Here is a 13,267-nt window from a genome sequence, read left to right as displayed (position 1 = left end):
ACGTCGGCTGGTTTGCTGGAGGGATGACGGATCTCGAAGCAGAGCTGCGTACCGTCGTCCGGGGTGAGGTCCGGTTCGACGTCGCCGCCCGGGCACTGGTCACCATGGACGCCTCCAACTACCGGCGTGTCCCACTCGGTGTGGTCGCACCACATGATGCCGACGACGTCGCAGCCGTACTGGAGGTGTGCCGGGACCACATGGTGCCGGTCGTGGCCCGCGGCGGAGGTACCTCGATCGCGGGACAGGCCACCGGCACGGGCGTCGTCCTGGACTTCACGCGGCACATGAACAAGGTCGTGTCGCTGGACCCGGAGACCCGCACCGCCGTCGTCCAGCCCGGCCTGGTCCTCGACCGCCTCCAGGACGCCGCGGCCCCGCACGGGCTCCGCTTCGGCCCCGACCCCTCCACCCACAGCCGCTGCACGCTCGGCGGAATGATCGGCAACAACTCGTGCGGCTCGCACTCGGTGGCGTGGGGGACGACCGCGGACAGTGTGCGGGAGCTGGACGTGATCACCGCGCGAGGGGAGCGGTTGCGGCTCGGGCGGGAGTGGGCCGGGGCGCCGGAGGGGCTGCGGGAGCTGGTGGAGGGGGACCTGGCCCGGCTGCGGACCGGCTTCCCCGAGCTGCCCCGCCGTATCTCCGGTTACGCGCTCGACGCCCTGCTGCCGGAGAAGGGCGCCGATGTCGCCCGGTCCTTCTGCGGGAGCGAGGGCACCCTCGGCATCCTCACCGGGGCGGTCGTACGGCTCGTGGAGGCGCCAGGCGCGCGTGCGCTCGCCGTGCTGGCGTACCCGGACGAGAGCGCCGCTGCGGAGGCGGCCGCCGGGCTGCTGCCGTACGGGCCGCTCACGGTGGAGGGCATGGCGGCCGACCTGGTGCCCTCACCGACCGCGCTGCCGGCCGGCGGAGCCTGGCTGTTCGTCGAGACGGGCGGGGAGTCCAAGACGGAGGCACGCGCGCGTGCGGAGGCGATCGTGCGCGCCGCCGACGTCGTCGACGCCCTCGTCGTCACCGACCCGGCCGGACAGCGGGCCCTGTGGCGCATCCGGGAGGACGCGAGCGGTACGGCCACCCGGATGCCCGACCGGGGAGAGGCCTGGCCCGGCTGGGAGGACTGCGCGGTGCCACCGGCGCGGCTCGGGGCCTACCTGCGGGACTTCCGTGCGCTGCTGACCGCCCACGGCCTGCGCGGCACCCCCTACGGGCACTTCGGCGACGGCTGCATCCACGTCCGTATCGACTTCGACCTGCTCACGGAGGCGGGCGTCGGCCGCTTCCGGCGTTTCTCGGAGGAGCTCGCCGAGGTCGTCGTGGCGCACGGCGGCTCGCTGTCCGGGGAGCACGGGGACGGGCAGGCACGGGCCGAGCTGCTCCCGAAGATGTACGGGGAGGAGCTGGTCGGTCTCTTCGAGCGGGTGAAGGGGGTCTGGGACCCCGACGACCTGCTCAACCCGGGCATGCTGGTGCGCCCCGCTCCCCTCGACTCCAACCTCCGCTTCGCCGTCCTGCCCCGCGAGCCGGTCGACGTCGCCTTCGGATACCCGGCCGACGGCGGCGACTTCTCGGCGGCCGTACGGCGCTGCGTCGGGGTCGCCAAGTGCCGTACGACATCGGCGACCGGCTCCGCCGTCATGTGCCCGTCCTTCCGGGCCACCGGCGACGAGGAGCACTCCACGCGCGGGCGTGCCCGGCTGCTGCACGAGATGCTCGCCGGGGAACTGGTGACCGACGGGTGGCGTTCGACGGAGGTGCGGGACGCGCTGGATCTGTGCCTGGCCTGCAAGGGGTGCCGGTCCGACTGTCCGGTCGAGGTCGACATGGCCACGTACAAGGCGGAGTTCCTGCACCACCACTACGAGGGACGGCGCCGCCCGGCCTCCCACCACAGCATGGGGCGGTTGCCACAGTGGCTGCGCCTGGTGGCACGCACGCGTACCGCTTCGCTGGTCAACGTGCTGGCCGCCGTACGGCCGTTGGCGTGGGCGGCGAAACGGCTCGGCGGGATCGCGCCGGAGCGGGAGATCCCGCGGCTGGCGACGCGGACGTTCAGCCGGTGGTGGGAGCGGCGGCGTGCGCAGGCGGCGGCCGCAGGAGAGGGCCTGGGCAGGGACGGTGAGCTGGTCATCCTGTGGCCGGACACCTTCACCGAGCACCTCTCGCCGTCCGTTGGGCAGGCGGCCGTACGGGTGCTGGAGGCGGCCGGGCTGCGGGTGGCGTTGCCGCCGACGGTGCGTATGAGGACCCCGTCGGGGGACGGGGGAGCCGACGGGGGCGTGGCGGTGGCGATGGACCCGGTCTCGGTGTTCCGGGGGCGCGGGCGGGTCTGCTGTGGGCTGACGTACGTCTCCACGGGGCAGCTCGACCGTGCCCGCGCGGTGCTGCGCCGCACGCTCGACCTGATGGAGCCGGTGCTGGAGGGCCCCGCCCCGGTCGTCGTCCTGGAGCCGAGCTGCGCGGCGGCACTGCGCTCGGACCTGCCGGAGCTGCTGCACGACGATCCGCGGGCCCGCCGTCTGGCCGACCGCGTCCTGACCTTCGCTGAGACCCTGGAGCGGCTCGCTCCCGACTGGACGCCGCCCCGCCTGGACCGGCCGGCCGCCGGGCAGACCCACTGCCATCAGCACGCGGTCCTGGGCGACGCGGCCGACCGCCGACTGCGTGCCGCGGCGGGGTTGAGCGGGGAGTTGAGCGGTGGCTGCTGCGGTCTCGCGGGCAACTTCGGGTTCGAGAAGGGGCACTTCGAGGTGTCGGTGGCGTGCGCTGAGGAGCAGTTGCTGCCGGCGGTGCGGGCGGCGCAGGAGGGGACCGTGGTGCTGGCGGACGGGTTCTCGTGCCGGACGCAGCTTCAACAGCTGGCGGGGGTGCGAGGGCGGCATCTGGCGGAGGTCCTGGCGGAAGGGCTGGAGGAGAGGTGACGAACGAGCTGGGGCGGGTGGCCGTCCTCTCCGACATCCACGGGGTGCTGCCCGCCCTGGAGGCAGTGCTCGCCGAGCCGGAGGTGGCCGACGCCGAGCGCATCGTGCTCACCGGGGACATCACGGCGGGCCCGCAGCCTGCCGAAGTGCTCGGCCTGCTGCGCGAGCAGGGTGAACGCGTGCTGTGGCTGGCGGGGAACGCGGACCGGGAGCTGGTCGAGTACCGGCGGGGCGAGCGCGACGCGATCCCCGACCCGATCGGCCCGTACGCGGCCGCCTGTCTCACCGACGAACACGTCGCGTTCCTCGCGTCCCTCCCCAAGACGCTCACGCTTCCCGTCCGTGGCCTCGGCGACGTCCTCTTCTGCCACGCCACACCCCGCGACGACGAGGAGATCGTCCTGGTCGACTCGCGGCTCGCCCGGTGGACGGAGATCTTCGCGGACCTGCCGGAGAACGTCCGCACCGTGGTCTGCGGGCACACCCACATGCCCTACGTCCGCCTCGCCCACGGCCGTCTGGTGGTCAACCCCGGCAGTGTCGGCATGCCGTACGGCCGGGTGGGCGCCCACTGGTGCCTGCTGGGCCCGGGAGCCGACATGCGGGTGACGCCGTACGACATCGCCGGGGCCGTCGACCGGATCGTGGCGCGGTGCGCGTATCCGGAGATCGCCGAGTGGGCCGACACCTACCTCAACGCCCGGGCCACGGACGCCGACGCGCTCGGGGCGTTCGCGCCCCGGGACGGGCGGGAGACGGGCTCGTGACCGGGCCGGATCAGCCGTTCGGCCGAGCTCTGTCCGGTGCGCCGGGCCGGAGGCAGCGCCCGACCCGCGAACCCGCGCCGACTGTGCTGGACTGGCCTCAGTCGTCCTGAGCCACGCGCCTCTAGGAGCCCTGACCGTGCCCCTGCCCCTCCGCGTCCAGCCCCTCACCCGCGCCGAGCACCTGGCGTTCGTCGCGGCCCGTCCGTCCGCCAGCCATATGCAGATGCCCTCCTGGGGCGAGGTGAAGCCGGACTGGACGCCGGAGAGCCTGGGCTGGTTCGACGAGGAGGGGCGGCCGACCGGGGCCGGGCTCGTGCTCTTCCGGCCGTTGCCGAAGCTGAAGAAGTACCTGGCGTATCTGCCGGAGGGGCCGCTGATCGACTGGCACGCGCCCGACCTCGCCGAGCGGTGGCTCGCGCCGATGCTCGCGTACCTCAAGAGCAGGGGCGCCTTCTCGGTGAAGATGGGCCCGCCCGTCGTCGTACGCCGCTGGAACAGCGAGGCGGTGAAGGCGGCCATCGCCGACCCGGCCGCCCGGCGGCTGCGCGACGCCGAGCCGACGTCCTGCGATCAGCGTGCCCTCGACATCGCCGAAGGGCTGCGGCGGGCCGGCTGGCGGCAGGCCGAGCCGGGGAGCGAGGAGGGCTTCGCGGCGGGGCAGCCGCGGTACGTCTGCCAAGTGCCCTTCGCCGGACGGTCGTTGGACGACGTCCAGCGCGGCCTCAACCAGCAGTGGCGGCGCAACATCAAGAAGGCCGAGAAGGCGGGTGTGAAGGTCGTGCGGGGCGGCCACGAGGATCTGCCCGTCTTCTACGACCTCTACGTCGAGACCGCCGAGCGGGACCGTTTCATCCCGCGCCCGCTGCCCTACTTCCAGCGCATGTGGACCGCGCTCACCGCCGAACACCCCGACCGCATGCGGCTCTACCTCGCCCACCACGACGGAGACACCCTCGCCGCCGCCACGATGCTGACGGTCGGCACACATGTGTGGTACTCCTACGGCGCCTCCACCGGCCGCAGACGCGAGGTCCAGCCGAACAACGCCATGCAGTGGCGCATGATGACCGATGCCCACGAACTCGGCGCCGCCGTCTACGACTTCCGCGGCATCACCGACACGCTGGAGGAGTCCAACCACCTGCTGGGCCTGCTGCGGTTCAAGGTGGGGGCCGGAGGTGAGGCGGTGGAGTACCTGGGGGAGTGGGACTTCCCGCTGAACCGGATGCTGCACAAGGCGCTGGATCTGTACATGGCGCGGCGGTAGTCCGGCGGCGGCTGGGCCGGGCCGCTCCAGTCCGCCCGTCCACACTCTGGGACAGTGGCGTAATGGGTTCACACACCTGACGGGGTCTACTACCCTGGACTGGGCAGTACAGCATGATGAACGCAAGTAGACCTGCCCTCCCCTGCCCTGTCCGCCCGAGTCGAGCCCTGGAACGCCCGTGAGCACCCCCGACGCCGCCGCCACCCCCGCACCGACCCCCGCCCGGGCCGTTCCCGAGCCGGCCGTCGGCGGCCCGCGCCGCTGGGGCTCCCTCGGCCCGGTGGGTCTCGTGCTCGCCGGAGGGATCTCGGTGCAGTTCGGCGGCGCGCTCGCCGTGACCCTGATGCCGAGGGCCGGTGCGCTCGGCGTGGTGGCGCTGCGGCTGCTGGTGGCGGCGGTCGTCCTGCTGCTGGTCTGCCGTCCCCGGCTGCGCGGCCACTCCCGCACCGACTGGGGCACGGTGATCGTCTTCGGGATCACCATGGCGGCGATGAACGGCCTCTTCTACCAGTCGGTCGCCCGCATCCCGCTCGGCGCCGCGGTCACCCTGGAGGTGCTGGGCCCCCTCGCTCTGTCCGTCCTGTCGTCCCGGCGCGCGGTCAACGTCATCTGGGCCGGACTCGCCCTCGCCGGTGTCTTCCTCCTCGGCGGCGGAGGCTTCGACAGCCTGGACCCCATAGGTGTCGCCTTTGCCCTGGGCGCCGGCGCCATGTGGGCGGCCTACATAGTCTTCAGCGCCCGTACGGGCCGACGCTTCCCCCAGGCCGACGGGCTGGCGCTCGCCATGGCAGTGGGGGCCGTACTGTTCCTGCCTCTGGGCATCGCCGAATCGGGCACGAAGCTGCTCGACCCGGTGACCGTCGGACTGGGCGCGGCCGTCGCCGTCCTCTCCTCGGTCCTCCCCTACACCCTCGAACTCCTCGCCCTGCGCCGCCTGCCCGCGGCCACCTTCGCCATCCTTATGAGCCTCGAACCGGCCGTCGCCGCGACCGCCGGCTTCCTCATCCTCGACCAGTCCCTCACCGCCCCCCAGGCCCTGGCCGTCGCCCTGGTCATCGCGGCGAGCATGGGGGCGGTACGGACGCAGGTGGGGCGCGGGAAGCCGAAGGCCGCCGCCAACGGCCAGCGCCCCGCGGGCAACGCTCGTGATCGAAACACCTAGCGCATCAGCAACCCCTGCACGGAAAGCCCGTGGTTGACGCGCAGTCGGCGCAGCTCCCACAGGGCCACCGCGGTCACCGAGGCCGGGGCGCCGAGCACGAGCAGCATCCGGACCGGTACGGGCACGCCCGCGTAGGCGCCGGTGAACAGGTCGACCAGGGCCATCTCCCACACCAGTGTCATGGCCAGCAGCGGCGGCAGCGTCTCGTGGATGTCGGCGGTGCGGAAGACATGGGTGAGCGCCAGGCCCACGCCCCAGACGATGAACGGCAGCACCCACACGAAGACGACCGCGAGGACGACGACCGTGACGACGGTCATCGCCGGGCCGGTCGCGAAACGGCCCTCGGCGAAGCCGGTGAGCACGATCACCGGGAACACGAACACCGCGGCCAGGAGCGCCACGATCGCGCCGAAACACTTGGCCGAACGGCGCAGCAGCTCGCGCCGGGCCGTGTCCGGCACCAGGGCGAGCAGGATGCCGACGGCGACCGGGAACGTCACGGACAGCAGCAGGACGCTGATCCAGGACTGGTCGGTGCGGTTGTCGACGACGTCCCCGATGGAGTCCGCGATCTTGTACGTGACCGACATCCACACCATCGAGGCCAGACCCACCAAGGTGCGGATCTTCTGCATACGGGCCACCGTGGCGTCCTCGACGATGCCCGGCCTGGACGGCTTGAAGACCCTGCGAGCGGTGTGGACGGGGCCGATCCGCCGCCACAGTCGCATCAACGGGCCGGGCGGTGCGGGCGCCGGCGGACCCGGGTACGGCGGGTACGGGTACGGGTACGGCGAGTTGGGCTGCGGCGCGTACGGCTGCGGGCCATGGGGCGGTTGGCCGCCGGCCGGCGGGGTGGGCTGGGGCGGGTACGGACCCGGATGCGGCGGAAACGGCTGCTGCCGGTGTGGGTCGTAGGGCGGCTGTCCGCCCGGGTTCCAGTTGCTCATCCCTCTGTTTCCCCCGATGTGTGAGAACGCGTCGCCCATGCGACGGGCACGCCGGCCGAGTGTATTGATCGCACCCCCCAACCCACACCCACAACCTTCCCTGGGTGAACACTCCTCAATTAATGCAAGCATGCTTGCTTGTTTTCCTTCCCGCTGCCATGCTCCTCACCACGCCGTGCCAGAGGGGAGCGCACCGTGTCCGATCCGACGCCCGTCTTCGACGATCTGCGTGAGGAGAGCGAGGAACTCGACCGGCTGGTCGCCGAGTTGGACGCCGACCGGTGGGCGCTCGCGACTCCGGCGCCCGGCTGGACCGTCGCCCACCAGATCGCGCACCTCGCCTGGACGGACCACTCGGCGCTGCTGGCGGTGACCGACGTGGACGCCTTCCACACACTGGTGGAGAAGGCGCTGGTGACGCCGGGGTCGTTCGTCGACGAGGGGGCGGAGGAGGGGGCCGCTCTTCCGTCCGCCGAGTTGCTGGCGCGGTGGCGGGAAGGGCGGGCCGCGCTCGACACGGCGTTGCGCGAGGCCCCACACGGGGTCCGCTTCCCCTGGTACGGGCCGCCCATGTCCGCCGCCTCCATGGCCACGGCCCGGCTCATGGAGACCTGGGCCCACGGTCTGGACATCGCCGATGCGCTGGGTGTGGTGCGCACACCCACCGACCGGCTGAGGCATGTGGTGTGGATCGGGGTACGGACGCGGGACTTCGCCTTCGGTGTGCACGGACTCCCCGTGCCGCTCGACGACTTCCGTGTCGAACTCCTCTCGCCCTCCGGTGAGGTGTGGGCATACGGCCCCGAGAACGCCCCGCAGCGCGTCACCGGTCCGGCGCTGGACTTCTGTCTCCTGGTCACCCAGCGCGCCCACCGCTCCGACCTCGCCCTGCGCGCCGAAGGCCCCGACGCCGACCGCTGGTTCGACATCGCCCAGGTCTTCGCGGGCCCGCCCGGCGCGGGACGCGCACCGAAGGGGACGGCACAGTGACCCCGCCCGCCCCGCCGACCCTGCGGATCGGCAACGCCTCCGGCTTCTACGGCGACCGCTTCGACGCCATGCGCGAGATGCTCACCGGCGGCGAACTGGACGTGCTCACCGGCGACTACCTCGCCGAGCTGACCATGCTGATCCTCGGCCGCGACCGGCTGAAGGACCCCGGCGCCGGATACGCCCGTACCTTTCTGCGGCAGCTGGAGGAATGCCTCGGGCTGGCCCACGAGCGGGGGGTCAGGATCGTCGCCAACGCCGGCGGGCTCAATCCGGCCGGGCTCGCCGACGCGGTACGGCGGCTCGCGGACCGGCTGGGTGTCCCCGTCCGCGTCGCCCACGTGGAGGGCGACGACCTCACCGCCTCCCACCCCGGCAGCCTGGCCGCCCACGCCTACCTCGGCGGCTTCGGCATCGCGGCCTGTCTGCGGGAGGGCGCGGACATCGTCGTCACCGGGCGGGTGACGGACGCGGCGCTGGTCACCGGGCCCGCCGCCGCGCACTTCGGCTGGGGGCCGGGGGACCACGACCGGCTCGCGGGTGCCGTGGTCGCCGGACATGTGCTGGAGTGCGGGGCGCAGGCGACCGGCGGCAACTACGCCTTCTTCCACGAGAAGGGCCACGACCTCGGCAGACTCCGCCGTCCCGGCTTCCCTCTCGCCGAACTCCACGAGGACGGCACCTGCGTCATCACCAAGCACCCCGGCACCGGCGGCTTCGTCGACGTCGGCACGGTGACCGCCCAACTGCTGTACGAGACGGCGGGTGCCCGATACGCAGGGCCGGACGTCACCGCCCGTCTGGACACCGTACGGCTCACCGAGGACGGTCCGGACCGCGTCCGCGTCGAGGGCGTACGGGGGGAGGCCCCGCCCCCGACCCTCAAGGTGGGCGTCAACCGCCTGGGCGGGTTCCGGGGCGAGGTGGCCTTCGTGCTCACCGGCCTCGACATCGAGGCCAAGGCCGCCTTGGTGCGCGAGCAGATGACGGACACGCTCGCCAAGTCGCCGCCCACCGAGGTTCGTTGGGAACTCGTGCGCACCGACCGGCCGGACGCGACGACCGAGGAGACGGCGAGCGCGCTGCTGCGGCTCGTTGTGCGGGACCGGGACCAGGAGGTCGTCGGACGGGCCCTGAGCGGGGCAGCGGTGGAGCTGGCGCTGTCCAGTTACCCCGGCTTCCATGTGGTGGCACCACCGGGAAAGGGCTCGCCCTATGGGGTCTTCGAGGATGTGTACGTCCCCCATGGTGCCGTCGCCCATGTGGCCGTCCTCCACGACGGACGCCGGGTTCCGGTGCCGTCGGCCCACGACACCGCCGTACTGGACGACGTGCCGGTCCCGGCCCTGCCTGAGCCGCTGTCACCCTCGCCCACGAGACGCGCCCCGCTCGGTCTCGTCGCGGGTGCCCGCAGCGGTGACAAGGGCGGGAACGCCAACGTCGGTGTCTGGGTGCGGACGGACGACGCCTGGCGCTGGCTCGCGCACGAGCTCACCGCCGACCGGTTCCGGCAGCTGATCCCCGAGAGCGGCGAGCTGAAGGTCACCCGGCATGTCCTGCCCGGCCTCCGCGCCCTCAACTTCGTCGTCGAGGGCATCCTCGGCGAGGGCGTCGCCGCCCAGCACCGCTTCGACCCGCAGGCCAAGGCACTCGGCGAATGGCTGCGCAGCCGCCACCTCGACATCCCGGAGATCCTCCTGTGACCGTCCTCGCCTCTTCCCTGGACCCGAAGAGCCCCGAACACGCCGCCAACCGCAAGGCCATGCTCAGCAAGCTCGCCGAACTCGACGCCGAGCACGCCAAGGCCCTCGCGGGCGGCGGCGAGAAGTACGTCGCACGGCACCGCGGACGCGGCAAGCTCCTCGCCCGCGAGCGCATCGAGCTGCTCCTCGACCCCGACACCCCCTTCCTGGAGCTGTCCCCGCTGGCCGCCTGGGGCAGCGACCACACCGTCGGCGCGTCACTCGTCACCGGTATCGGCGTGGTCGAGGGCGTGGAGTGCCTGATCACCGCCAACGACCCGACCGTGCGCGGCGGAGCGAGCAACCCCTGGTCGCTGAAGAAGGCCCTGCGGGCCAACGACATCGCCCTCGCCAACCGGCTGCCCGTCGTCAACCTCGTCGAGTCGGGTGGCGCCGACCTGCCTTCCCAGAAGGAGATCTTCATCCCCGGAGGCGCCGTCTTCCGGGACCTGACACGGCTGTCGGCGGCCGGCATCCCCACCGTCGCGGTCGTCTTCGGCAACTCGACGGCCGGCGGCGCGTACGTGCCCGGCATGTCCGACCACGTGATCATGGTCAAGGAGCGGGCCAAGGTGTTCCTCGGCGGTCCGCCCCTGGTGAAGATGGCCACCGGTGAGGAGAGCGACGACGAGTCGCTGGGCGGTGCGGAGATGCACGCGCGCGTGTCGGGTCTCGCCGACTACTTCGCCGTCGACGAACCGGACGCCCTGCGCCAGGCACGTCGCGTCGTCGCCCGCCTCAACCACCGCAAGGCGTACGCCGATCCGGGCCCCGCCGAGCCCCCTAAGTACTCCGCCGACGAACTCCTCGGCATCGTCCCCGGCGATCTGCGCACGCCCTTCGACCCGCGCGAGGTCATCGCCAGGATCGTCGACGCCTCCGACTTCGACGAGTTCAAGCCGATGTACGGAACGAGCCTGGTGACGGGCTGGGCGGCCCTGCACGGCTATCCGGTCGGCGTGCTGGCGAACGCCCAGGGGGTTCTGTTCAGCGAGGAGTCCCAGAAGGCGGCCCAGTTCATCCAGCTGGCCAACCAGCGCGACATCCCCCTCCTCTTCCTGCACAACACCACCGGCTACATGGTCGGCAGCCAGTACGAGCAGGGCGGCATCATCAAGCACGGCGCGATGATGATCAACGCGGTCAGCAACAGCCGCGTGCCCCACCTCTCCGTCCTCATGGGCGCGTCGTACGGCGCCGGTCACTACGGCATGTGCGGGCGCGCCTACGACCCCCGCTTCCTCTTCGCCTGGCCCAGCGCCAAGTCGGCCGTCATGGGCCCCCAGCAGCTCGCCGGAGTGCTCTCGATCGTCGCCCGCCAGTCGGCGGCCGCCAAGGGACAGCCGTACGACGAGGAGGGCGACGCCGCCCTGCGCGCCATGGTGGAGCAGCAGATCGAGTCGGAGTCGCTGCCCATGTTCCTGTCCGGGCGGCTGTACGACGACGGCGTCATAGATCCGCGCGACACCCGCACGGTCCTCGGTATGTGTCTGTCCGCCATCCACACCGCGCCTTACGAGGGCGCGCGCGGTGGCTTCGGCGTCTTCCGGATGTGAGGGATCACCAGTGATCACTTCTGTGCTCGTGGCCAACCGGGGCGAGATCGCGTGCCGTGTCTTCCGCACCTGCGGTGAGTTGGGAATCCGGACGGTCGCCGTGTACTCGGACGCCGACGCGAACGCCCTCCACGTGCGCGTGGCCGACGCGGCGGTACGGCTGCCGGGGGCGGCGCCCTCCGACACGTATCTGCGCGGCGACCTGATCGTGAAGGCGGCGCTCGCGTCCGGCGCGGACGCCGTGCACCCCGGCTACGGCTTCCTCTCCGAGAACGCCGACTTCGCCCGCGCGGTTCTCGACGCCGGGCTCGTCTGGATCGGCCCGCCTCCGGAGGCGATCGAGGCCATGGCGTCCAAGACGCGCGCGAAGGAGCTGATGGGCCTCGCGCCCCTGGGCGAGGTCACCGACACCGATCTCCCCGTCCTGGTCAAGGCGGCCGCGGGCGGCGGCGGACGCGGAATGCGTGTCGTACGCCGTCTGCAAGAGCTGCCAGCCGCCCTGGAGAGCGCCCGCACCGAGGCCGCGAGCGCCTTCGGTGACGGAGAGGTGTTCGTCGAGCCGTACGTCGAGAACGGCCGGCACGTCGAGGTACAGATCCTCGCCGACACCCACGGCACGGTCTGGGCGCTCGGCACCCGCGACTGCTCCCTCCAGCGCCGCCACCAGAAGGTGATCGAGGAGGCCCCGGCACCGGACCTGACACCCGAACTGACCGACTCCCTGCACGAGATGGCCGTACGCGCCGCCCGCGCCGTCCACTACGTGGGCGCCGGCACCGTCGAGTTCCTCGTCGCCGGCGACAAGGCGCACTTCCTGGAGATGAACACCCGCCTCCAGGTCGAACACCCCGTGACGGAAGCCGTGTTCGGCCTCGACCTGGTCGCCGAACAGCTCCGCGTCGCCGAGGGCCACCCCCTCCCCGACGGCCCGCCACACGCGCGTGGCCACGCGATCGAGGCCCGCCTCTACGCCGAGGACCCCGCCCGCGACTGGGCCCCGCAGACCGGCACCCTGCACCGTTTCGCCGTCCCCGACGGCGTCCGCCTGGACACCGGCTTCACCGACGGCGACGACATCGGCGTCCACTACGACCCGATGCTCGCCAAGCTCATCACCCACGCCCCCACACGCGCGGAGGCGATCCGCAAGCTCGCCGGCGCCCTGGAGCGCGCGACGATCCACGGCCCGGTCACGAACAGGGGTCTCCTCGTCCGCTCCCTGCGCCACGAGGAGTTCACGTCCGCCCGCATGGACACCGGCTTCTACGACCGCCACCTCCCCACCCTGACCGCCCCGGCCCCCGACCCCCACGCCCCTCTGGCCGCCGCCCTCGCCGGCGCCCACGGCCGCTCCCGCTTCGGCGGCTGGCGCAACGTCCCCTCCCAGCCGCAGACCAAGCGGTACGCGGTGGCGGGCGAGGAGGTCGAGGTCCGCTACCGGCACACGCGCGCGGGTGGCCTGGAAGCGGATGGGGTACGGGTCGTGCACGCCGATGCCCGTCTGGTCGTCCTCGAAGTCGACGGCGTGCGAAGGAACTTCGAGGTCGGGGGATACGGCGACGAGATCCACGTGAACGCGACTCGCCTCACCGCACTACCCCGCTTCCCGGCCCCGACAGCTCAGCATGCCCCGGGTTCCCTGTTGGCGCCGATGCCGGGCACGGTCGTCCGCGTGGCCGAGGGGCTGGCCGTAGGAGCGGCTGTGCGGGCCGGAGAGCCCCTGCTGTGGCTGGAGGCGATGAAGATGGAACACAAGGTCGTGGCTCCGGTCGCAGGGACGTTGAGCGCTTTGTGTGCCGTACCTGGCCAGCAGGTGACGGTCGGCTCATTGCTGGCGGTAGTGCAAGAAACCTAGGGGCGCGGGACCGCATCGATTTGCGGCTTCCGCCGCGTGAGCGCGACCAGCCAC

9 protein-coding genes are annotated in these 13,267 nt (G+C 72.3%); 8 read left to right on the top strand and 1 reads right to left on the bottom strand.

All coding sequences use genetic code 11. The features are described 5' to 3' along the window. Positions 1-23: 23 nt before the first annotated feature. The 4 genes from ACZ4UU_RS06580 (at position 24) to ACZ4UU_RS06565 (ending at position 6,117) form a co-directional block, all read left to right on the top strand. On the top strand, positions 24-2,921 hold the full coding sequence (locus tag ACZ4UU_RS06580; RefSeq protein WP_468037054.1) for an FAD-binding and (Fe-S)-binding domain-containing protein: 2,898 nt from the start codon (positions 24-26) through the stop codon (positions 2,919-2,921). Further along, on the top strand, positions 2,918-3,688 hold the full coding sequence (locus ACZ4UU_RS06575) for a metallophosphoesterase family protein (protein ID WP_468037052.1): 771 nt from the start codon (positions 2,918-2,920) through the stop codon (positions 3,686-3,688). Before ACZ4UU_RS06580 ends, ACZ4UU_RS06575 begins: the two co-directional genes overlap by 4 nt. A 142-nt stretch (positions 3,689-3,830) precedes the next feature. Beyond that, the gene (locus tag ACZ4UU_RS06570) at positions 3,831-4,955 is read left to right on the top strand and encodes a lipid II:glycine glycyltransferase FemX (protein ID WP_468037879.1); all 1,125 of its coding nucleotides are present in this window, start codon (positions 3,831-3,833) and stop codon (positions 4,953-4,955) included. A 178-nt stretch (positions 4,956-5,133) separates the two neighbouring features. Then, positions 5,134-6,117 carry an EamA family transporter gene (locus ACZ4UU_RS06565; RefSeq protein WP_468037050.1) on the top strand — a complete coding sequence of 328 codons (984 nt, stop codon included), beginning with the start codon at positions 5,134-5,136 and terminating at the stop codon, positions 6,115-6,117. On the opposite strand, the gene ACZ4UU_RS06560 is transcribed toward ACZ4UU_RS06565, so the two are convergent. Beyond that, positions 6,114-7,070: a hypothetical protein gene (locus tag ACZ4UU_RS06560; RefSeq protein ID WP_468037048.1), complete on the bottom strand. Its 957-nt coding sequence runs from the start codon at positions 7,068-7,070 to the stop codon at positions 6,114-6,116. The genes ACZ4UU_RS06565 and ACZ4UU_RS06560 overlap by 4 nt on opposite strands. Before the next feature lie 195 nt (positions 7,071-7,265). On the opposite strand from ACZ4UU_RS06560, the gene ACZ4UU_RS06555 reads away from it, so the two are divergent. From ACZ4UU_RS06555 to ACZ4UU_RS06540, 4 genes are read left to right on the top strand one after another with little or no spacing between them, the layout of a single operon-like run. Then, on the top strand, positions 7,266-8,060 hold the full coding sequence (locus ACZ4UU_RS06555) for a TIGR03084 family metal-binding protein (RefSeq protein ID WP_468037046.1): 795 nt from the start codon (positions 7,266-7,268) through the stop codon (positions 8,058-8,060). Further along, positions 8,057-9,763, top strand: coding sequence for an acyclic terpene utilization AtuA family protein (locus tag ACZ4UU_RS06550; protein WP_468037044.1), 1,707 nt, complete (start codon positions 8,057-8,059; stop codon positions 9,761-9,763). Before ACZ4UU_RS06555 ends, ACZ4UU_RS06550 begins: the two co-directional genes overlap by 4 nt. After that, positions 9,760-11,358: an acyl-CoA carboxylase subunit beta gene (locus tag ACZ4UU_RS06545; protein ID WP_468037042.1), complete on the top strand. Its 1,599-nt coding sequence runs from the start codon at positions 9,760-9,762 to the stop codon at positions 11,356-11,358. The genes ACZ4UU_RS06550 and ACZ4UU_RS06545 overlap by 4 nt, the downstream gene beginning before the upstream one ends. 10 nt (positions 11,359-11,368) lie before the next feature. Next, the gene (locus tag ACZ4UU_RS06540) at positions 11,369-13,213 is read left to right on the top strand and encodes an acetyl/propionyl/methylcrotonyl-CoA carboxylase subunit alpha (RefSeq protein ID WP_468037040.1); all 1,845 of its coding nucleotides are present in this window, start codon (positions 11,369-11,371) and stop codon (positions 13,211-13,213) included. Positions 13,214-13,267: the final 54 nt, after the last annotated feature.

The sequence above is a fragment of the Streptomyces sp. NPDC028907 genome (assembly GCF_055564995.1).
The sequence above is the reverse complement of the archived record's forward strand: the minus strand, read 5'-3'. Positions and strand labels throughout refer to the sequence as shown.

Bases quoted from the DNA above. Each gene is read 5' to 3' on its own strand.
- ACZ4UU_RS06580 (WP_468037054.1), top strand. From the start codon at position 24: ATGACGGATCTCGAAGCAGAGCTGCGTACCGTCGTCCGGGGTGAGGTC.
- ACZ4UU_RS06560 (WP_468037048.1), bottom strand. From the start codon at position 7,070: ATGAGCAACTGGAACCCGGGCGGACAGCCGCCCTACGACCCACACCGG.